We start from the raw sequence: 21,390 nt of genomic DNA on the forward strand, positions 1-21,390 counted from the left end.
CTTCCCCCGCGCAGCAGGGGAGGTCACCAGGGTGGGTTATCGCTACGCGCCGCAGTCGCGGCTGTTGTCCGCGATGGTGGCGATGCGCCATTGCCCATCGACCTGCACCAGGTTGAACACGTCGGTGCCGCAATGGTGCGGCTTGCCGTCCAGCAGGAAGGTGTAGGGCGCCCACACCACGGCTAGCTCGTGGTCGATGAGCACCTGCGGCTTGCCGATGCGCTCCTCGATGCGCTCCTTGCCGGGCTTTACGTGGTCGACGAACGCGCCGAGCGTGAGCTGCACGGGCTTGCCGTGGCGCATCAGCGTGGCGGTGCCTTCCGGCAGGACCTGGGCGCGCATGGCTGCCTGGTCGTAGCGGGCCATGCCGTCGAAGAAGCCATGCACGGGCGCGAGCACGGCGGCATCGCCGGCCATGTCCGCCGCCGTGGCCGGCGCGGCGCCGATGGCCAGCGCAGCGCCCGCCAGCAAGGACAGGCACAGCCGGTGCAAGGCAGGGAAGGTGCGGATGGGGCATGACAGGACGTGGCACATGGGCTTCTCCCGGTGGATTGGCGCCGATTTTGCCAGCGCCCGGCTGGGGTGCGGCGTGCCGTTCGGCATGCACGCGGCTTGCCTTCGGGGGGGCACGGATGCTCTGCTTGCATGCTTCCTTGCGAGGCGCGCCATGGAATTCCGCCTGATCGACCGCATCCGCGAACGCACCGCGCAGGCGCGCGAGGACGTTCGGCTGGGCATCGGCGACGACGCGGCCTTGCTGGTCGTGCCGCCCGGGCAGGAACTGGCGGTGGCGATCGACACCCTGGTCGAGGGCGTGCATTTTCCGGTCGGCACCGCGCCGGCGGACATCGGCTGGAAGGCGCTGGCGGTGAATCTCTCGGACCTGGCGGCGATGGGCGCCGCGCCGGCGTGGGCGCTGCTTGCGTTGACCTTGCCGCACGCCGACCCGGCGCGCGTGGATGGCCTGGCCGAGGGCTTCGCGCAGCTGGCGCGGGAACACGGCGTGGCGCTGGTCGGCGGCGACACCACGCGCGGCCCGTTCTGCCTCAGCGTCGCCGTGCATGGCTTCGTGCCGCAGGGGCAGGCGTTGACCCGTGCCGGCGCGTGCGTGGGCGATGCCGTGTTCGTCACCGGCACGCTCGGCGACGCCGCCGGAGGGCTGCGGCTGGTGCAAGGGGAGCGGCCGTTCGATCCGGCGGACGACGCCCACCGCAGCTTGCGCGCCCGGCTGGATCGCCCCGTCCCGCGCGTGCGCGCGGGCCTGGCGCTGCGCGGGCTGGCGCATGCCTGCATCGACGTTTCCGACGGCCTGCTCGCCGACCTCGGCCACCTGTGCGCGGCCAGCGGCGTGGGCGTGGAGGTCGACTGCGGCGCGCTGCCCTTGTCCGCGGCGCTGTGCGCGGTGTTCGGCGAGGCCGACGCGCGCGAGTTCGCGCTGTCCGGCGGCGACGACTACGAGTTGTGCTTTACCGTGCCGCCCGCGCGCATCGCCGCGGTGCAGGCGGCCCTGGCCGACCACGGCTGCCGCGCCACGCGCATCGGCCGCGTGGTCGAGGAGCAGGGCGTGAGCCTGGCCGGCATCGGGCCGGTGCCGCACCGGCGGGGTTGGGACCACTTCCCCGGCTGAGGCCACACTGGGCAAGCATGGCCGCTCGCGCTAGCGTGTGCGGCCTCCACGCGCGGCGCGCCGGCACCTTCACACGGACAACGATGGTCGACAGGAAGAAACTCACCGCGGCGCAGCGCCGGCAACTGCTCGCCACCCCGGCCGGCTGGATCGCCTGCGGGCTGGGCTCGGGGCTCGCGCCGGTCGCCCAGGGCAGCTTCGGCTCGCTGGCGGCGATCCTGCCGTGGCTGCTGCTGCGCCAGCTGCCGCTGCCGCTCTACGCGCTCGCGCTGGCGCTGGCCTTCGCCCTGGGCGTGTGGGCTTGCGACGTGGCGGGCCGCGCGCTGGCCGTGGACGACCACCGCAGCCTGGTCTGGGACGAATTCGTCGGCCAATGGCTCGCGTTGCTGCCGCTGCTATGGGCGCCCGCACCCTGGTGGGCGGTCGCCCTCGGCTTCGGCCTGTTCCGCCTGTTCGACGTGTGGAAGCCCTGGCCGATCGGCTGGCTGGACGGCCATCTCAAGGGCGGCCTGGGCGTGATGGTCGACGACGTGGTGGCGGGGGTCTATGCCGCCGTGGCGCTCGCGCTGGCGGCGAGCTGGCTGTAGCGCCCGGATTTCGCCGCGCCTTGAAGCGGGCTGCGTATCCTTGGAGGATTCGTCGCCCGGTCCCTCAAGGAGAATCCCATGCTTTACCGCCGCCTAGGCCGCACCGGCCTGCAACTGTCCGCGCTGTCCTTCGGCGCATGGGTGACCTTCGGCCGGCAGGTGGGACGCTCGCAGGCGCGCGAGCTGCTGGCGCTGGCCTACGACCGGGGCGTCAACTTCTTCGACAACGCCGAGACCTACAACCAGGGCGAGGCCGAGCGGGTGATGGGCGACGTGCTGGCCGACCTGCGCTTCCCGCGCGACAGTTATTGCGTGTCGAGCAAGGTGTTCTTCGGCGCCGTGCAGGATCCCAAGCCCACCCAGCGGGGACTTTCGCGCAAGCACGTCATCGAGGCCTGCCACCAGGCGCTGGAGCGGCTCCAGGTCGACCACCTGGACCTCTACTTCTGCCACCGGCCCGACCCGGACACGCCGATCGAGGAAACCGTGGCGGCGATGGACACGCTGATCCGCCAGGGCAAAGTGCTCTACTGGGGCACCAGCGAATGGCCGGCCGAGGCGATCCACGAGGCGCATCGGATCGCCCGCGAAAACCATTTGTACGCCCCGGCGATGGAGCAGCCGCAGTACAACCTGCTGCACCGCGAGCGGGTGGAGGTGGAGTACGCGCCGCTGTACGAGGCCTACGGCATGGGCACCACGATCTGGTCGCCGCTGGCGTCCGGCCTGCTGACCGGCAAGTACAACGAGGGCGTGCCGGCCGATTCGCGGCTGGCCCAGCCCGGTTATGAATGGCTGCGCGAGGGCGTGCTGGGCCACGGCGACGAACGCCTCGGCAAGGTGCGCGCGCTGCAGCCGATCGCCGCCGAGCTGGGCGTCGGCCTGGCGCAGCTGGCGATCGCCTGGTGCCTGCTCAATCCGAACGTTTCTACGGTGATGCTGGGCGCCAGCAAGCGCGAGCAGCTGGAGCAGAACCTGGACGCGCTGGACCTGCTGCCGCGGCTGGATGCGGCGGTGGCGCAGCGGATCGGACAGGTGGTCGAGGCCGGCTGAAGCGGGCGGCCGGATGCCACGGCGGCGAATCAGGTCGTCGCCGTCTGCGATGCGCAGTGGCGCTCGAACGCCACCTCGCCGGTGGCCGTTCATGCAGCTCGCGCGCATAGCGGTCGCTGGCGTGGACCGCGTGAGCGATCGGCCATGCCAGCGCGCGCCCGCCCGCCGCGAGCGCCAATGGGTGCCGGTGTCGCCCGAGGCGTTCGGGCTGGATCTGGACACCGGGCAGGTGATGCACGAGGACCAGCGCGCGAACCGTCGCGTGCGGCCGGTCTACGACTACCTGTTCGAGGCGCTGGCGGCCTACGCGGGCGCAGGCGCCTGAGGCGCGGTCATTTTTCGTTGTGCCCCGGACCGTAGCGCCGGTCCGGGCCGCGGTAGGCCGCAACGTAGGCCAGCTTCGGCGTGCCGTAGCCGAATTCCAGCGTCAGCCGCAGCTTGCTCGTGCGTACCGGGTCGAAGCGCGCAAGCTTCTTGTGGCCGATGGTGGTGCCCCAGCCGAGCGGTCGCCATGCGCCCTCGTCCCAGTGTTCCACGCGGTAGTTGGCGATGTTCTGGCCCTGGGCGATCGCCTCGCCGAGTTCCAGCGTGTCGAACTCGACCTCGCGGGGCAGCTCGAATTCCAGCCAGCCGTCGCGGGCAGTGGGTGCGGCGCTCCAGTAGGTGTCCGGATCGGCGTCGAGCGCCCTGGCCGGGAGATGCGGCGCGTTGCTGCTGCTGGCGCGCACGCGGGCGCCCTGCAGCAGGTTGGTGGCGAACAGCGCCGTGCGCTTCGCCGCGAAGCCCTTCAGCGAGGCGACGTCCTCGGGATCGAACTGGCCGTCGCGGTTCGGCGGCACGTTGAGCAGCAGCTTGCTGTTGCGGCCCACCGAGCTGAAGTACAGCTCCAGCAGCTCGTCCGGCGTACGTACCTGGCCGTTCTGCTCGGGGTGCCAGAACCAGCCGGGGCGGATCGACACGTCCGACTCCGCGGGACGCCACACGCTGCCGTGCGGATCGCCGCGGCCCAGCACATCACCCACCCAGGGGCGGTCATAGCCGGGGTAGGGCGTGCTGGCCGGGTCGACGGCAGACCAGCAGGTGCTGCTGGCCACGCCTTTCTCGTCACCGACCCAACGCACGTCGGGACCGGCGTCGGAGAAGATGACCGCGTCGGGCTGCAGCTTGCGCACGGTGGCGTGGATGCGCTGCCAGTCGTAAGTCTGCTTGCGGCCATCAGGGCCTTCGCCGTTGGCGCCGTCGAACCACACTTCCACGATCTTGCCGTAGTGCGTGAGCAGCTCGGTGAGCTGGGCGATGTAATAGTCGTTGTAGGCCTCGCCTTTGCCGTAGCTCTTGTTGTTGCGGTCCCACGGCGAGAGGTAGAGACCGGCGCCCAGGCCCTCGGCGCGGCAGGCGTCGGTGAATTCGCGCACCACGTCGCCGTGGCCGTTTTTCCATGGACTGTTCCTGACCGAGTGCTCGGTGAAGGCGGATGGCCATAGACAGAAGCCGTCGTGATGCTTGGCGGTGAGGATCATGCTGCGGAAGCCCGCCTGCTTCGCCGCGCGCGCCCACTGCCGCGCATCCAGCTTGCGCGGGTTGAAGACCGACGGCGACTCGGTGCCGTCGCCCCATTCCTGGCCGGTGAAGGTATTCACGGTGAGGTGCACGAACATCGCCAGCTCCTCGCGCTGCCAGCGCAGTTGCTGCGGCGTGGGGCGCGGTCGCGGTCGCGGGCCGGCGGCGGCAGGCGTGGACGAAGTATCGGCACGGGCGAGGCGGGTCAGGCCGAGCGCACCCAGCGAGGCGGCGGTCGAGCCGGCGAGCAGGAAACGGCGACGATCCATGGGACAAGCCTCTTCGGGTGAGCCGTGACGTTGTGTCAGGTATGAATACCAATCCAGGAAGCTTGCGTCCAAAAAGCCGCCTGGAGCGACACGACAGCGCGCCAGCGGCGCCAGCAAGCGCGAGCAGCTGGACCAGAACCTGGGCGCGCTGCGCCTGCTGCCGTGGCTGGAGTCGGCGTTGGCGCAGCGGATCGGGCAGGTGGTCCAGGCAACCTAAGGCCAAGCTGTTGCCGTCACCTGGAGCGCAACAGCCCGGTTGCGACTACCCGCGCAGGCGAAGCAGGTCGTCGGCGTCTTCGGTGTGGAAGTGCCGCTTGAACGCAACTTCGCCGACGGGCTGTTCCTGCAACTCGCGCGCATAGCGGTGGCCGGCGTACACCGCGTGCGCGATCAGCCCCGGCGCCTCGGCGTCGCCGATGCAGCGCACGCTGCGGATGCCGGCGCCTTCCCACTCCGCCTCGCGCTGCTCGAGCTGGCGGTACAGCGCATCGTCGGGCAGGCGGGCGGTGACGGTGAGCACGGCGTCGCAGGCCAGTTCGCGGCGCCGGTGGGTCCATACGTCCTCGACGATCAGCGTGCGGCCTTCGTAGCCGACGATGTCGCACGACACCAGCGGCTCGATGCCCAGCTCGGCCATCCGCTTGCGGATGTAGCGGTAGTCCAGCGTGTGCAGGCTCCACGGCGCGATGCCATCGTCCGGGGTCAGGTGGACCACCTCGCAGCCGCGCAGGCGCAGCAGTTCGGCCGCCACGCTGCCGTAGTAGAAGCCGTCGTCGTCGAACACCACCACGCGGCCTTCCGGGAAGCGGCCATCCATCAGGTCGTCCGGCGTGAACACGCGCGGGTTGCCGGCGAAGCCGGGGATGTCGAAGCCGTTGCTGCGCCCGTAGCCGTCGCGGCGCCAGTGGCAGCCGGTGGCCAGCACCACGTGCTCGGCGCCGAAGTCGAGCACGTCCTGCGCGCTCAGCTCGGAGTCGAGGTAGACGGCCACGTTCGCCAGCTTGCGGATCTGGCCCACGCGCCAGTCGCGCACGCGCGCCCATTCGGCCAGGCCCGGCAGGCGCGATTCGCGGGTGACGCGGCCGCCCAGCTCGCGGCGCGCCTCGGCCAGGCTCACCTCGCAGCCGCGCTGGCCCAGCGCGCGCGCGGCCTCCAGCCCGGCGGGGCCGGCGCCGACCACCAGTACGCGCGCCGGCGTGCGTACCGGCGCGATGCGCTCGGGGTGCCAGTCCTTGCGCCATTCCTCGCCCATGGTCGGGTTCTGCGTGCAGCGGATCGGCGAGATGGTCATGTCGCCTGAAACGCAGATGTTGCAGCCGATGCATTCGCGGATGTCGTCGACGCGGCCTTGCTCGATCTTGCGCGGCAGGAACGGGTCGGCGATCGACGGGCGCGCGCAGCCGATCATGTCCAGCACACCGCGCTTGAGCTGCGACACCATGGTGTCCGGCGAGGTGAAGCGGCCCACGCCCACCACCGGCTTGGTGGTGGTCTTCTTGACGAAGTCGATGAAGGGCTCCTGCGCGCCTTCGGGCGCGAAGCGCGAAGGCACCGAGTCGTTGTACCAGGCGGCCAGGTTGACGTCCCACAGGTCCGGCAGCTCGGCCAGCATGCCCACGATGTCCTGCGCCTCGGCCAGCTCCACGCCGCCGGGGCCGAGCAGCTCCTCGGTGGCGAAGCGCAGCGCCACCGCGCAGCGGTCGCCCACCGCGTCCCTGGTGTCTTCCAGCACCTCGCGCAGCAGGCGCACGCGGTTCTCCAGCGAGCCGCCGTATTGGTCGCTGCGCCGGTTGCGCCGCCGCTGCAGGAAATGCATCGGCAGCGACAGATCGTGCGCGGCGTAGACGTAGATGATGTCCATGCCGGCGCGCTTGCCGCGGATCGCCGCCTCGCGGTGCCAGCGCCGGTATTCGCGGATGTCGTGCAGCGTCATCTCGCGCGCCTGGTGCGGGTAGCCGTACTTGGTCGGCTGCGCCGAGGGCGCGATCAGCACTTCGCGCGAATACAGGTTGGACGCGGTGGGGCCGTTGTGGGTCAGCTCCAGCGCGGCCAGCGCGCCGTGCGCGTGCACCTTGTCGCACATCAGCGCCAGCGCGGGAATGTCGCGGTCGTCCCACAGCCGCGCCTCGACGTAGGGCGTCAGGTCGCCGCTGGGGTGGATCTCGCATTCCTCGGTGGAGACCACCGCCCAGCCGCCCTCGGCCTTCATCTCGCGCATCGCCGCGTGCGCCAGCGGCATGGCGTGGCCCATGCCGTTGCAGTGCGGCACCTGGAAGAAGCGGTTCTTCGCCGTGACCGGACCGATCTTCAGCGGTTCGAACAGGAGGTCGTAGCGCGGGTCCCTCATGGCGGCAGCACTTCGGCAGATGGATCGGCGCGGCGTCGCAGGCGCATCACTGCGTACAGCGGCAGGCCCGCCGCGATCAACCCCAGCGCGTACACGAACGGTTCGCGGCCGATGCCGACGAAGGCCAGCACTACGAACAGCAGGCTGGCGCTGGCGGCCAGCAGCACCCGCCGCGAGGTGCAGCCCGTGCTGCGTCGCCGCCACAGCACCAGCAGCGCGAGCGAACAGCACAGGTACAGCGGCAGGTTGGCGGCGGTCACCACGCGGGTGATGAAGGTGAACGCGGCCACCAGCGACTTGCTGTAGCTCATCGCGATCATCGCCGCGGCGAGTGCGCCGGTGACCAGCAGCGCCACCGTCGGCGCGCCGTGGCGGTTGTTGCGCGCCAGCGCCGCCGGCAGCACGCCGCGCTCGGCCATCGTGCGGGTCAGCTCGCCGGCCAGCAGGGTCCAGCCGTTCAACGCGCCCAGCCCGCTGACCACCACGAACAGCGCCAGCCAGCGCCCCGCGCCGGCGACCGCGTAGCGGTCCATCAGCAGCGCGAACGGCGCGTTCGCCTCGGCCAGCTCGTGCTGCCGGATCAGCAGCAACGGCACCGCCGAGACGATGATGTAGACGGTCGCGGCCAGCACGGTGCCGGTCATGGTCGCGCGCGGAATCGTGCGCGCGGGATCGTCCACCCGTGCCGCCGGCAGACTGGCCGATTCGATGCCCAGCATCGCGAACAGCGCGATGGTCGCGGACGCCGTGACCCCGCCCAGGCTGAGCGGCGTGGTCGGCGGATGCGCGGTGTAGCTCGCCGGCGCGGTGAGCAGCAGCCAGCCGCCGAGCAGCGCGATCGCCAGCATCGGCAGCAGCTTGAGCGCGGTGGTGACGATCTGCACGCCGCCGCCGGTGCGCACGCCGAACAGGTTGATCGCCACGACCGCCCCCAGCAGGCCCAGCGCGAACGGCGCCGGCGACAGCGCGCCCAACGGCGGGAACACCACCACCAGGTAGCCGACCACGCCGGTGGCGAGCGCGGCGTTGGTGAGCCACATCGACACCCAATAAGCCCACAGCGCGAGGTAGGCCGACGGCTCGCCCAGCGTCTGGCGGATGTAGCCGTAGGGACCTCCCGCGGCAGGCAGCGCGTGGGCCAGGTGCGAGAACACCCGCGCCAGCGCCAGGCAGCCGGCCAGCACGATCACCCAGCCGATCAGCGCGTTGAAGCCGAACGGCGCCAGCGACGAGGGCAGCACGAAGATGCCCATGCCGATGACGTTGCCCACCACCAGCGCGGTGCAGGTCCAGAAGCCGATGCGGGTGCCGGCGGGCGCGCCGGCCGGTGGGAGTTGCTGCTCGGCGCGGGGCACGGTCACGCGGATTCCCCGGCCGGCCCCGCATAGGCCGCGCGCAGCAGGTTCTGGAAATGCCAGACGCCGCCCTCGCGCTTGGGGCACAGCCGGCCGGGTACGTAGTGGCCGGAAGCCAGGCCCTTCTGCACCGCCTCGCAGATCGCGATGTCCTCGTGCTGCACTTCGTCGCTGAACGCCTGGTCGGCGGCGATGCGCGCCTGCGCGCCCTCGTCCTGCGCGTAGTAGTAGTCGAACTCCACGCGGCAGCGGTCCGGCCCCAGCGGCAGGATGCGGTTGGTCTGCAGGCGGCCGGGCATGATGTTGAGCATCACGTTGGGGTAGACGAAGTAGTAGAACGCCCGGCCGTCGCCGTAGATGTCGCCGCTGTTGCGCAGCGGCGAGGACTGCAGCGAATGCCAGGCGAACAGTTCGGTGTCGTAGGCGCGATAGTCGAGCACCCGCGACAGGCCCGGATGCACGTGCGGCAGGTGGTACCCCTCCAGGAAGTTGTCGATGTAGACCTTCCAGTTGCAGGCGATGTCGTAGCTGTCGCGCCGCAGGTAGCGCATTGCCGACAGGTCGATCGGCGCGATGCGCTCGACGATGCCGCCGTAGACTTCATCGAACGCCGGCGTGTGCGGGTCCAGCGCCACGAACACCAGGCCCTGCCACTCGTGCACGCGCAGCGGCGGCAGGCGGACGTCCTCCACCTTGAAATCGCAGGCGTCCTGCATCTCCGGCGCGCTGCGTAGCTGGCCTTCCAGCGTGTAGGTCCAGCCGTGGTACTTGCAGTGCAGGGCGCGCGCGCCCTTGCCGTCGCACAGCGCCAGCGGCCCGGCGCGGTGCCGGCACACGTTGGGGAAGGCGCGCAGCACGCCGTCCCCTCCGCGGACCAGCAGGATGGGCACGCCGGCGATCTCGCCGACGGCATGGTCGCCCGGCCCGGCCAGTTGCTCCTGGTGGGCCACCAGCTGCCAGCTGCGCGCGAACACCGCGCGCCGTTCCATCGCCAGCATCGCCTCGCCGGCGTAGTAGCGCGCGGGCAGGGCGCGTGCGCGGTTGAGTTCCTCGACCCGGATGTCGGCGGTCATGGCGGATGGTTCCCCGATGGCATGGGCGCGGCGGGCCGTCGTCTTCGATGGCATCCATGCGCTGCGCGTTCCCGGCAGTGTATGTCCGATCGCGGCGCGCATGTCCACTGTCGCGGCGGGGCCGCAGCCACTACCTGCGGGCCGGATGGGGATGCTAGATTGCCGCGAGCCACCAAGGAGCTGCCGCCACCCATGCCACGCGCCGCGCGCCTGCCGTGTCGTCCGGGAACCGACCCGCGCGCCGCTCCGTCGTGGCCAGCCGGCGCATGACCGAGGCTGCCGCCACCGGCACGCTGGAGCAGGCGCTGGCCCATGCCAGGCGGCTGCTGGAGCGCGATCCGGGCCTGGCGGCCGAGCAGCTCGGGGAGATCCTGCAGGTCGCCCCCGACCATCCCTCTGCCCTGCAGTTGCTGGCGGCCGCGCGTTCGCGGCAGGGCGATCCGTCCGCTGCGCTGGCCATCCTCGTGCCGCTGGCGCGCGCATGGCCGGACTCGGCGGAAGTCCAGTTCGATCTGGGGCAAGCGTTGGACCACTGCGGCCGCGGGCAGGAAGCCATCGCTGCGCTGCGCCGCGCAGTGGCGCTCGATCCGAACTTTCCGCAGGCCTGGCGCGTGCTCGCCGATGGCCTCACGGCGGCGGGTGAACACGAGGCCGCCGATGCGGCCTATGTCAGCCACGTGCGCCATGCCGCCCACGATCCGCAACTGATGGCCGCCGCCGTGGCGCTGGCCGGCAACCGCATTCCCGAGGCCGAGGCGCTGCTGCGCGCGCAGTTGCGGCAGGCGCCCACCGACGTGGCGGCCATCCGCATGTTCGCCGAACTCGCCGCCCGGCTGGACCGCAACGAGGACGCCCTGCACCTGCTCGAGCGCTGTCTGGAGCTGGCGCCCGGCTTTCGCGAGGCGCGCCGCAACTACGCGCTGGTCCTGCATCGCAGCAACCGGTCGGAGCAGGCGCTGGCCGAGATCGAGCGCCTGCTGGCGGCCGACCCGGAGGACGCCGGCAGCCGCGTTCTCAAGGCGGCGGTGTTGTGCCGCACGGGCGACTACGCTCAGGCGATCGGCATCTACGACGCGCTGCTCGCGCAGCACCCGGACAACCCCAAACTGTGGGTGAGCCAGGGCCACGCGCTGAAGACCGCCGGCCATACCGGGCGCGCCGTCGCCGCCTATCGCCGCAGCCTGGAGCTCGAGCCCTCGTTCGGCGAGGTCTGGTGGAGTCTGGCCAACCTCAAGACCTTCCGTTTCGAGGCCGGCGAACTGGCCGCGATGCGCGGACAGCTGGCGCGCGCGGACCTGGCCGAGGACGACCGCCTGCACCTGGAGTTCGCCATCGGCAAGGCGCTGGAAGACACGGGCGAGTACGAGCCGTCGTTCCACCACTACGCGCGCGGCAATGCGATCCGCCGCGCGCAGCTGAACTACAGCGCCGACGACACCAGCGCGCGGGTGCGCTACATCCGCGAGCACTACACGCGCGAGTTCTTCGCCGCGCGCGCCGGCGCAGGCAGCCCGGCGCCCGACCCGATCTTCGTGGTCGGCCTGCCGCGCGCCGGTTCCACCCTGCTCGAGCAGATCCTGTCCAGCCACAGCCAGGTCGAGGGCACGATGGAACTGCCCGAGATCACCTCGATCACCCGCCTGCTGCGCCAGCAGGGCGACGCCGGCGAGGCGATGCCCTACCACGGCGCGCTGGCGGCGCAAGGGGCCGAGGCGCTGCGCGCGCTCGGCGAACGCTATCTGGCGCACACCCGCATCCAGCGCAAGACCTCGGCACCGCTGTTCATCGACAAGATGCCGAACAACTTCATGCACCTGGGCCTGATCCAGCTGATCCTGCCGAACGCCAAGATCATCGATGCGCGCCGGCATCCGATGGCCTGCGGCTTCTCGGCCTTCAAGCAGCACTTCGCGCGCGGGCAGGGCTTCAGCTACGACCTGACGGACATCGGGCGCTACTACCGCGACTACGTGGCGCTGATGGCGCATTTCGACGACGTGCTGCCCGGGCGCATCCACCGCGTGATGTACGAGCGCATGGTCGAAGACACCGAGGGCGAGGTGCGCCGGTTGCTCGACTACTGCGGCCTGCCGTTCGAACCGGGCTGCCTGCGCTTTTTCGACAATCCGCGGCCGGTGCGAACGGCCAGTTCGGAACAGGTACGCCAGCCGATCTACCGCGAGGGGATGGATCACTGGCGGCATTACGCGGCGTGGCTGGAGCCGCTGGCGTCGGCGTTGGGGCCGGTGCTGGCGAGCTATCCGGACGTGCCTGAAGGGGAGCAGCGGCTCGATACCGATCGTTTGTAGTGACTTGCCTGGGGAGGGTGTATGCGTACGAATGGGTTGAAGCGTATCAGCGGGATACCACGAGCGAGCCTGGCCAGGCTGCCGCTGGCGGCGGCGATCTGCCTGGCCATTGCCGCGCCAGTCCTGGCGCAGGACACGGAACCGGCCGGGACCTCCACTGCGGCGCCGGCGACGAAGCAGAAGCCCACCACGCTGGGCGTGGTGAACGTCACCGCGCAGAAGCGCACCGAGAACCTGCAGAAGGTGCCGATCAGCATCGGCGTGCTGGAGAACGACCAGCTCGAGGCGCTGCATGTGCAGAACTTCAACGACTACGTGAAGTACCTGCCCAGCGTCACCTTCCAGCAAGGCGGCGGCGGCATCGCCACCGGCCCGGGCTTCGCCACCATCTACATGCGCGGCGTGGCCAGCGGCGGCAACACCAACCACTCCGGATCGCAGCCGAGCGTGGGCGTGTACCTGGACGACCAGCCGGTCACCACGATCCAGGGCCCGCTCGACATCCACATGTACGACATCGCCCGCATCGAGGTGCTGGCCGGGCCGCAGGGCACGCTGTACGGCGCCAGCGCCGAGGCGGGCGCGCTGCGCATCATCACCAACAAGCCTGATCCGGGCGGCTTCGCGGCCAACTACACCTTGGGGCTCAACGAGGTGGCGCACGGCGGCATCGGCTACACCACCGAGGGCATGCTCAACATTCCGCTGAGCAAGGCCGCGGCCGTGCGCCTGGTCGGCTGGCACGAGCATGACGCCGGCTACATCGACAACAAGCCCGGGTCGCGCACGTTCCCGGTGTCCGGCATCACCGTCAGCAATGCCGACGGCTGCACGCCAGGACCGCAGCTGGAGTGCTTCGGGCATGCCCGCAAGCACTACAACGACGCCAATACCAGCGGCGCCCGCGCCGCGCTGAAGGTCGACCTGGACGACGACTGGTCTATCAGCCCGACCGTGATGGGGCAGCAGACGATCTCGCACGGCACCTTCGCCAGCGATCCGGTCGTCGGCGACCTGGCCGTGACCCACTTCTATCCCGAACGGGTGAACGACCGCTGGTGGCAGGGCGCGCTGACCGTCCAGGGCAAGATCGGCAACTTCGACGTGACCTACGCCTACGCGCACCTGAAGCGCAACCAGGAGGAGGCGACCGACTACAACGATTACTCGTTCTGGTACGACACCCTGCTTTCCTACGGCGCCTATATCCACGACAACAGCGGCAAGCTGATCAACCCGTCCGAGTTCATCAGCGACCGCGACCACTACACCATCAACAGCCACGAGCTGCGCATCGTCTCGCCCAGCGAGGACCGCCTGCGGCTGGTCGCCGGCGCGTTCTGGCAGAAGCAGAAGCACGACATCATGCAGGACTACCAGATCAACAATCTGGCCACCAGCCTGTCGGTCGCCGGCTGGCCCAACACGATCTGGCTGACCCGGCAGATGCGCTACGACTACGACAAGGCCGTGTTCGGCGAGCTGTCCTACGACATCATTCCCGAGACGCTAACCGCCACCGTCGGCGGCCGCTACTTCCGCACCGCCAACCAGCTGTACGGCTTCTACGGCTTCAGCAAGGGCTTCTCGCCGAACTCCAGCTACGGCGAGGCCGGCTGCATCTCGGGCCAGCCGTTCATCGACGCGCCCTGCCTGGACTTCGACAAGCGCGTGCGGCAGAGCGGCTCGCTCGGCAAGGTCAACCTCACCTGGAACCTCTCGCCCAGCAAGATGATCTACGCCACCCGCTCCGAGGGCTACCGCCCCGGCGGCGTCAACCGCGCCGGCCTGCTGCCGCCCTACCAGGCGGACTTCCTGACCAACCTGGAGCTGGGCTGGAAGACTTCCTGGTTCGACAACCGGCTGTCGTTCAACGGCGCGGTGTTCCGCGAGAACTGGAACGACTTCCAGTTCAACATCCTGGGCGCCAACGGCCTCACCCAGATCAAGAACGCCAACTCCGCGCGCATCGACGGCCTGGAGTCGCAACTGGTCTGGCAGGCCACCTACGACCTCAACATCAGCACCGGCGTGGCGTTCTACGACGCCAAGCTGACCGCGAACTACTGCGGCTTCACCGACGCCAGCGGCAACGCGGTCACCAACTGCCCGCCCGGCTCGATCAACCAGTCCACCGGCAAGGTGGTGAACGGGCCGCTGGCGCCCAAGGGCACGCGGTTGCCGATCACGCCCCGCTTCAAGGGCAACCTGGTGGCGCGCTACAACTTCAGCCTCGGCGGCAACGACGCCTTCGTGCAGGGCGCGCTGGTGCACGTGGGCCGGCGCACCACCGACCTGCGCCAGCTCGAGGGCAGCCTGCTCGGCGACCTGCCTGCGTACAACTCGGTCGACCTTTCCGCCGGCGTGCAGAGGGGCAGCTGGTCGCTGGACGTCTACGTCGACAACGTGTTCGACAAGCGGGCGGCGCTGTACAAGTTCACCGAGTGCTCCCCGGCGGTGTGCGCCGCGCACGGTGCGTCGGCGCTGTATCCGGACGGGCAGGTGTACACCGGCTTCAGCGTGCCGCGCACGTTCGGCATCCGCTTCAAGCAGGAGTTCTAGCCGGGCTCGCCCGACGCCTGCAAGACCACGAAGGCCCCGGTGCGAACCGGGGCCTTTGCGTTTTCGACGTGGCGTCCGCGCCGGCGGGCGTGTGTTCGTCCGGTTGTCCGTGCGGTGTCCGCGGACACCTCAGTCAAGTCCGGACGCGTGGCCCAAGTAGTTGAAACGGATGCGTTTGTGGTGGGCGTCCTTACGTGGCACGCCGATTGCTACGACTGCCGTGTAACCGCGCTGTACGCGGTCAGGAACGGCATCGATGATCCGCGACACTTCCGCCCAAGACCGACTGGTCGAAGTCAAACCCAACCGCAAGCGCCGGCTGCTGATAGCCGGCGTCGGCGTGGCCGTGCTGGTCGCCGGCGCCCTGGCGCTGCCCGGCGTGATGCGGCTGTTTTCCGCCGATGCTTCGGTGAGCGCCTCGCGGCTGTCCTTCGCCACCGTCCAGCGCGGGCCGTTCGTGCGCGACATCGCGGCCGAGGGCAAGGTGGTGGCGGCGGTGAGCCCCACGCTCTACGCCACCTCCGGCGGCGCGGTCACGCTCAAGGTGCACGCCGGCGACACGGTGAAGAAGGGCCAGGTGCTCGCCGCCATCGACAGCCCCGAGCTCACCAACAAGCTGGCGCAGGAGGAATCCAACGCCGACGCCATGGAAGTGGACTACCAGCGCGCCCAGATCGACGCGCGCAAGAAGCGCGGCGAACTGCAGAAGGCCTACGACAACGCGCTGATCGACCAGCAGGCCGCCGAGCGCGACCTGGCGCGCAACGAAAAGGCGTTCAAGCTGGGCGCCGTGCCCAGCATGGACGTGGACCGCGCCAAGGACACCCTGCAGAAGGCCAAGCTGACCACCCTGCACGCCAAGGCGGACCTGGGGATGGACAACGACAGCCTGAACTTCGACATCAAGTCCAAGAAGCTCGCGCACGAGCGCCAGGAGCTGCTGGTCCAGGATCTCAAGCGCCAGGTCGACGACCTCAACGTGAAGTCGCCCGTGGACGGCCAGGTCGGCCAGCTGTTCATCGCCGAGCGCGCCACCGTGGCCAAGGACGCGCAGCTGCTCAGCGTGATCGACCTGTCCGCGCTGGAAGTGGAGATGAAGGTGCCGGAGAGCTTCGCGCGTGACCTCGGCATCGGCATGGCCGGCGAGATCACCGGCAACGGCAACACCTGGAAGGGCCTGGTCAGCGCGATCTCGCCCGAGGTGGTCAACGGCGAGGTGGCCGCGCGGCTGCGCTTCGACGGCGCGACGCCCAAGCAGCTGCGCCAGAACCAGCGCCTGTCCGTGCGCATTCTGCTCGACAAGCGCGACAACGTGCTCACCGTGCAGCGCGGCTCCTTCGTCGACGAGTCCGGCGGCAACTACGCCTACGTGGTGCGCGGCGGCATCGCCGAGAAGAGGCCCATCCGCGTCGGCGCCAGCAGCATCGACAAGGTCGAGATCCTGGACGGCCTGAAGGAAGGCGACAAGATCGTGATTTCCGGCACCGACAACTTCAAGGATGCGGCGAAGGTAGCGATCAGTGATTGAGGCGGGGAACGGGGAACGGGGAACGTGTTGCACGAGGGGAGGAAGCCACTCTGCGCCCTGACCATGAGGCGCCGCTCCCAAAACTACGTGATCCACCCGTTCCCCGTTCCCCGTTCCCCGTTCCCGCCCCAGAAACCCACCACCACCGAGGAAGCACCATGCTCAAGATGACCCACCTGTCCAAGGTCTACCGCACCGAAGTGGTGGAGACCTACGCCCTGCGCGACTTCAACATCGACGTGAAGGAAGGCGAGTTCGTCGCCGTCACCGGTCCGTCGGGCTCGGGCAAGACCACCTTCCTCACCATCGCGGGCCTGCTGGAAACCTTCACGGGCGGGCACTACCACCTCGACGGCATCGAGGTGAGCCAGTTGAACGACAACGCGCGCTCGAAGATCCGCAACGAGAAGATCGGCTTCATCTTCCAGGCGTTCAACCTGATCCCCGACCTCAACGTGTACGACAACGTCGAGGTGCCGCTGCGCTACCGCGGCATGAAGGGCGCCGAGCGCAAGCAGCGCATCATGGACGCGCTCGAGCGCGTGGGGCTGGCCTCGCGCGCCAAGCATTACCCGGCCGAGCTCTCCGGCGGCCAGCAGCAGCGCGTGGCGATCGCCCGCGCGCTCGCCGGTTCGCCCCGCCTGCTGCTGGCGGACGAACCGACCGGCAACCTGGACACCCAGATGGCCCGCGGCGTGATGGAGCTGCTGGAAGAGATCCACCGCGAGGGCGCCACCATCGTCATGGTGACCCACGATCCGGAACTGGCCGCGCGCGCCCAGCGCAACGTGCACATCATCGACGGCCAGGTGGTGGACCTTTCCGAGGAGCCGCGTTTCCACGCGCACAACGCGCGCGTCGCGGACGCCTGACATGCTTGCTTGAGCCCTCTCCCTCGGCCCCGCCGGTGGAGAGGGGGAGGCCTTTGGTTTTTTGCTTGTTGCCGTGGAAAGCCCGAGCAAAGCCTCCCCCTCTCTCCAGCCCTCTCCCCCGGCATGCGCCGGGGGAGAGGGAGCTTCGCCTTGCGCAGTCGCCCTCCATTTCCGGAACCCCCGACATGTTCGCCTACTACTTCCAACTCGGCCTGCGCAGCCTCCGCCGCAACCCGCTGCTGACCGCGCTGATGATCATGGCGATCGGTTTCGGCGTGGCCGCCTCGATGATCACCTACTCGGTGTTCCGCGCCACCTCCAACAACCCGATCCCGCAGAAGTCCGGCCAGCTGTACGCGGTGCAGATCGCCAACTGGAAGCCGGAGGACATGGATCATGGCGAGCCGCCCCCGGCGCTCACCTATACCGATGCCGTGGCCTTCATGCAGGCGCACAAGGCCAAGCGCCAGACCGCGCTGTATCCGATCGCGCCCTCGGTGATCCCGGCCGACGCCAGCCGCTTGCCGATCCAGGAGAACAGCTACGCCTGGTACAGCGACGCCTTCGCCATGTTCGACGTGCCCTTCATCTACGGCGGCCCATGGACCCAGGCGCAGGACGACGCGCGCGCCGCGGTCGTGGTGATCGGCAAGAAGCTCAACGACAAGCTGTTCAACGGCCAGGACAGCGTAGGCAAGACGATCAACCTGGACGGGCGCGACTACCGCATCACCGGCGTGACCGGCGAATGGAACCCGCAGCCGCTGTTCTTCGACCCGGTCAACACCGGCGGCTTCGGCGACCCGATCGGCCTGTTCATCCCGTTCACCCGCGCGATCGACCTGAAGATCGGCACCGCCGGCAACAACAACTGCGACGACACGCCCGGCACCGGCTGGGACAACTGGCTGCACTCCGAGTGCGTCTGGATCGAGTACTGGGCGGAGTTGCCGACCACGGCCGACGCCGACGCGTACCGGCGCTGGCTCACCGGCTACGCGGCCGAGCAGCAGCGCGCCGGCCGCTTCAAGTGGGCGCCCAACGTGCGCGTGCGCGACGTGACCGACTGGCTGGACTTCAACAAGGTGGTGCCGCCGGAGTCGAAGATCTCGCTGCTGGTGTCGCTGGGCTTCCTGCTGATCTGCCTGGTGAACACGGTCGGCCTGCTGCTGGCCAAGTTCCTGCGCCGCTCGCCGGAGATCGGCGTACGCCGCGCGCTGGGCGCTTCGCGGCGCGAGGTCTACATGCAGTTCCTGGTCGAGGCGGGCACCGTCGGACTGACCGGCGGCGTGTTGGGCCTGCTGCTGACCGGTCTGGGGATGCTCTGTGTGGGCTGGGTGTTCGACGAACAGATCGCACGCCTGGCCACGCTGGACGGGAAGCTGGTGCTCCTCACGCTGATCGTCGCGGTCCTGGCCACGCTGCTGGCGGCGTTCTACCCAACCTGGCGCGCCGCCCAGGTGCAACCGGCCTGGCAACTGAAGTCCAACTGAGGAGGCGACGATGATGCTGCAGATCAAGCCCATTCTCGCCGCGCTCAAGCGGCACAAGGCCGGCACTGTGCTGATCGCGCTGCAGATCGCGCTGACCCTGGCGATCGTGTGCAACGCGCTGTTCATCATCCGCCAGCGCACCGAACACCTGTCGCGCCCGACCGGCATGACCGAGGCCAACCTGCTCACGCTGGCCAACCGCTGGGTCGGCGCCGACGATAAGGCGACGCCGTCGCTGGGCCGCACCGACCTCGAGGCGCTGCGCCGAATGCCGGGCGTGGTGGACGCGACCATGGCCAATTCCTACCCGCTGCGCGGCGGCGGCTGGTCGACCAGCGTGAACAACACGCCGGAGACCAAGAAGGAGATGGCGCACACCACGCTCTACTTCAGCGACGATCATGCGCTGTCCACGATGGGCCTGAAGCTGGTCGGCGGGCGCAACTTCCGGCCCGACGAGATCGACTGGGTCGACCCCAAGGAATTCACCAGCACGCCGGTGGTGATGGTGAGCAAGGCCCTGGCCGACAAGCTCTACCCGGACGGCAGCGCGCTGGGCAAGCCGCTCTACCACTCCGGCAACACCACCCCGAGCACCATCATCGGCATCGTCGAGCGCCTGCAGGTGCCCTGGACCGGCACCTGGGCCGGCAACTTTTCCGAGAACGCGATCCTCATTCCGCGCCTGCTGACCGGCAGCTTCGGCAGCTACCTGGTGCGCACGCAGCCGGGCCAGCTCGACCGCATGGTGCACGCGGTGCCGGCGCTGCTGTTCAAGACCAATCGCATGCGCGTGATCCCGGAGGAGCGCGGCGTGCGCACCTTCGCGCAGGTGCGCGAGCAGGCCTACAAGAGCGACCGCGGCATGGCGATCCTGATGGGCGTGGTATGCGCCGTGCTGCTGGCGATCACCGCCGCGGGCATCGTCGGCCTGACCAGCTTCTGGGTCGGCCAGCGCCGCAAACAGATCGGCGTGCGCCGCGCGCTGGGCGCCACCCGGCACGACATCCTCTCCTACTTCCTCACCGAGAACCTGCTGATCGGCACCGGCGGCGTGGTCGTCGGCGCGGCGCTGGCGATCGGCATGAACCTATGGCTGGTCAGCCATTTCGAGATGGAGCGGCTGTCGCTGCTCTACGTGGCGGCCGGCGTGGTCGTGCTGTTGCTGCTGGGGCAGGGCGCGGTGCTGGCGCCGGCGATGAAGGCCTCGCGCGTGCCGCCGGTCGAGGCGACGCGCTCGGTGTAATTGGTGAACCCTTCTCCCCTTTTGGGGAGAGGGGTTGGGGTGAGGGGCGGGGCTCGCCCGACACTCCATCGAAGCCGGGTGTGATTTGCAGGCAAGCGTGGGAAACGCGCTCCGCCCGATCCCTCACCCCGACCCTCTCCCCCTGCCTTTATCAAGGAGGGGGGAGAGGGAGCTGACTACGGAGTCTTGATGTTCGGTTACTACCTCCAACTCGGCATGCGCAGCCTGCGCCGCAACCCCGTGCTGACCGCCTTGATGGTCATCGCGATCGGCTTCGGCGTGGCCGCCGCGATGATCACGTACTCGGTGTTTCGCGCGGTGTCGGGCAATCCCATCCCCGACAAGTCCAGCGTGCTGTTCACGCCGCAGATCGACAGCTGGGGGCCGCAGCAGAATATCGATGGCGAGCCGCCCTACGCACTGAACTACGTCGATGCGCTGGCGCTCCAGCGTGCCCATCAGGCCAAGCGCCAGACCCTGCTGTATTCGGTGTGGCTGTCGGCGCAGCCGGACCAGGGGCACAGCTTGCCCGAGGGCGCCGACGGCTATGCGGTGACCGCGGACTTCTTCCCCATGTTCGAGGTGCCCTTCCTGTACGGCAGCGGCTGGGCCGCGAACGCCGATGACGGGCACGCGGCCCAGGTGGTGATCAGCGAGGAGTTCAACCAGCGCCTGTTCGGCGGCGCCGACAGCGTGGGCCGCGAGGTCGTGCTGGGTGGCCACGCCTATCGCGTGGTCGGGGTGACCCGGCACTGGAACCCCAAGCCGCGCTTCTTCGCCGCCAGCGGCAGCACCAGCGGCTTTCGCGATCCGACCGATTTCTATATCCCGTTCAGCCGCGCGCTGGACCTCAAGCTCGACACCGCGGGCAACAACAGCTGCCGCGGCAATCCCTCGTTCAACGGCTACGACGGCTGGCTGCAGAGCAACTGCGTCTGGATCACGCCCTGGGTGGAACTGGACGATGCGGCCGCGGTTGCCCGCTATCGCCGCTTCCTGGAGAGCTATTCGGCCGACCAGCAGCGCGCCGGACGCTACGCTTGGGCGCCCAACGTGCGCCTGCGCGACGTGATGCAGTGGCTGGACTACCGGCAGATGGTGCCGCCGGAAAGCCGCATCGCGCTGGTCGTGGCGCTGGGCTTCTTCGTCATCTGCCTGGTCAACACGGTCGGCCTGCTGCTGGCCAAATTCATGCGCCGGGCCGGCGAGATCGGCGTGCGCCGCGCGCTGGGCGCGCCGCGCCGGCAGATCTACGCGCAATACCTGATCGAAGCGGCCTCGGTAGGCGCGGCGGGCGGGCTGCTGGGCCTGGTGCTGACCGCGGTGGGCATCTCGGGGGTGGGCGTGCTGTTCCGTCCGCAGATCGCGCGCCTGGCGCGACTGGACCTGTCGCTGGTGGGGCTGTGCCTGGCGCTGGCCGTACTGGCCACGCTGATCGCGGCGTTCTACCCGGCCTGGCGCGCCGCACAGGTGCAGCCGGCCTGGCAGCTGAAGTCACACTGAGGCGGC

The 21,390-nt window shown here is 69.5% G+C and carries 16 protein-coding genes; 11 read left to right on the forward strand and 5 right to left on the reverse strand.

What is annotated here, in order from left to right:
• Positions 1 to 42: 42 nt before the first annotated feature.
• Positions 43 to 534, reverse strand: a complete 492-nt coding sequence (locus VGU03_RS02435; protein WP_327478326.1) for a nuclear transport factor 2 family protein — start codon at positions 532 to 534, stop codon at positions 43 to 45.
• 133 nt (positions 535 to 667) lie between these two features.
• Here VGU03_RS02435 and thiL point away from each other — a divergent pair, with 133 nt between their 5' ends.
• The 4 genes from thiL to VGU03_RS02455 all read left to right on the forward strand — a co-directional run bounded on the left by thiL (position 668) and on the right by VGU03_RS02455 (position 3,592).
• A complete protein-coding gene (thiL, locus tag VGU03_RS02440; protein ID WP_327478327.1) occupies positions 668 to 1,627 on the forward strand; it encodes a thiamine-phosphate kinase in 960 nt (319 codons plus the stop codon).
• A gap of 83 nt (positions 1,628 to 1,710) precedes the next feature.
• Positions 1,711 to 2,214 carry a phosphatidylglycerophosphatase A gene (locus VGU03_RS02445; protein WP_327478329.1) on the forward strand — a complete coding sequence of 168 codons (504 nt, stop codon included), beginning with the start codon at positions 1,711 to 1,713 and terminating at the stop codon, positions 2,212 to 2,214.
• 78 nt (positions 2,215 to 2,292) lie between these two features.
• On the forward strand, positions 2,293 to 3,267 hold the full coding sequence (locus VGU03_RS02450; RefSeq protein ID WP_327478331.1) for an aldo/keto reductase: 975 nt from the start codon (positions 2,293 to 2,295) through the stop codon (positions 3,265 to 3,267).
• A gap of 91 nt (positions 3,268 to 3,358) precedes the next feature.
• On the forward strand, positions 3,359 to 3,592 hold the full coding sequence (locus tag VGU03_RS02455) for a hypothetical protein (protein WP_327478333.1): 234 nt from the start codon (positions 3,359 to 3,361) through the stop codon (positions 3,590 to 3,592).
• Positions 3,593 to 3,599: 7 nt separating this feature from the next.
• On the opposite strand, the gene VGU03_RS02460 is transcribed toward VGU03_RS02455, so the two are convergent.
• The 4 genes from VGU03_RS02460 to VGU03_RS02475 form a co-directional block, all read right to left on the reverse strand.
• Positions 3,600 to 5,096 (reverse strand): alpha-L-fucosidase, encoded by a 1,497-nt coding sequence (locus VGU03_RS02460; protein ID WP_327478335.1) that lies wholly within the window; start codon positions 5,094 to 5,096, stop codon positions 3,600 to 3,602.
• A gap of 262 nt (positions 5,097 to 5,358) precedes the next feature.
• Positions 5,359 to 7,443: an FAD-dependent oxidoreductase gene (locus VGU03_RS02465; RefSeq protein WP_327478337.1), complete on the reverse strand. Its 2,085-nt coding sequence runs from the start codon at positions 7,441 to 7,443 to the stop codon at positions 5,359 to 5,361.
• Positions 7,440 to 8,804, reverse strand: coding sequence for an APC family permease (locus VGU03_RS02470; RefSeq protein ID WP_327478339.1), 1,365 nt, complete (start codon positions 8,802 to 8,804; stop codon positions 7,440 to 7,442). The genes VGU03_RS02465 and VGU03_RS02470 overlap by 4 nt, the downstream gene beginning before the upstream one ends.
• Positions 8,801 to 9,871: an aromatic ring-hydroxylating dioxygenase subunit alpha gene (locus tag VGU03_RS02475; protein ID WP_327478341.1), complete on the reverse strand. Its 1,071-nt coding sequence runs from the start codon at positions 9,869 to 9,871 to the stop codon at positions 8,801 to 8,803. The genes VGU03_RS02470 and VGU03_RS02475 overlap by 4 nt, the downstream gene beginning before the upstream one ends.
• Positions 9,872 to 10,137: 266 nt before the next feature.
• Between VGU03_RS02475 and VGU03_RS02480 the strand changes: the two genes are divergently transcribed.
• From VGU03_RS02480 to VGU03_RS02510, 7 genes are all read left to right on the forward strand, one after another.
• Positions 10,138 to 12,180, forward strand: coding sequence for a tetratricopeptide repeat-containing sulfotransferase family protein (locus VGU03_RS02480; protein ID WP_327478342.1), 2,043 nt, complete (start codon positions 10,138 to 10,140; stop codon positions 12,178 to 12,180).
• 36 nt (positions 12,181 to 12,216) lie between these two features.
• A complete protein-coding gene (locus VGU03_RS02485; RefSeq protein ID WP_327478343.1) occupies positions 12,217 to 14,742 on the forward strand; it encodes a TonB-dependent receptor in 2,526 nt (841 codons plus the stop codon).
• A 256-nt stretch (positions 14,743 to 14,998) separates the two neighbouring features.
• Entirely contained in the window at positions 14,999 to 16,270 is a 1,272-nt protein-coding gene (locus VGU03_RS02490) for an efflux RND transporter periplasmic adaptor subunit (RefSeq protein WP_327478344.1), read from the forward strand.
• A gap of 158 nt (positions 16,271 to 16,428) precedes the next feature.
• Complete coding sequence (locus tag VGU03_RS02495; RefSeq protein ID WP_327475897.1) at positions 16,429 to 17,142, forward strand: ABC transporter ATP-binding protein; 714 nt, start codon at positions 16,429 to 16,431, stop codon at positions 17,140 to 17,142.
• A gap of 185 nt (positions 17,143 to 17,327) precedes the next feature.
• Positions 17,328 to 18,635, forward strand: a complete 1,308-nt coding sequence (locus VGU03_RS02500; protein WP_327478345.1) for an ABC transporter permease — start codon at positions 17,328 to 17,330, stop codon at positions 18,633 to 18,635.
• 10 nt (positions 18,636 to 18,645) lie between these two features.
• Positions 18,646 to 19,881 carry an ABC transporter permease gene (locus VGU03_RS02505; protein ID WP_327478347.1) on the forward strand — a complete coding sequence of 412 codons (1,236 nt, stop codon included), beginning with the start codon at positions 18,646 to 18,648 and terminating at the stop codon, positions 19,879 to 19,881.
• 189 nt (positions 19,882 to 20,070) lie between these two features.
• The gene (locus VGU03_RS02510; RefSeq protein ID WP_327478349.1) at positions 20,071 to 21,384 is read left to right on the forward strand and encodes an ABC transporter permease; all 1,314 of its coding nucleotides are present in this window, start codon (positions 20,071 to 20,073) and stop codon (positions 21,382 to 21,384) included.
• Positions 21,385 to 21,390: the final 6 nt, after the last annotated feature.

Source organism: Frateuria sp. (assembly GCF_035944355.1).
Taxonomy (GTDB): domain Bacteria; phylum Pseudomonadota; class Gammaproteobacteria; order Xanthomonadales; family Rhodanobacteraceae; genus Frateuria_A.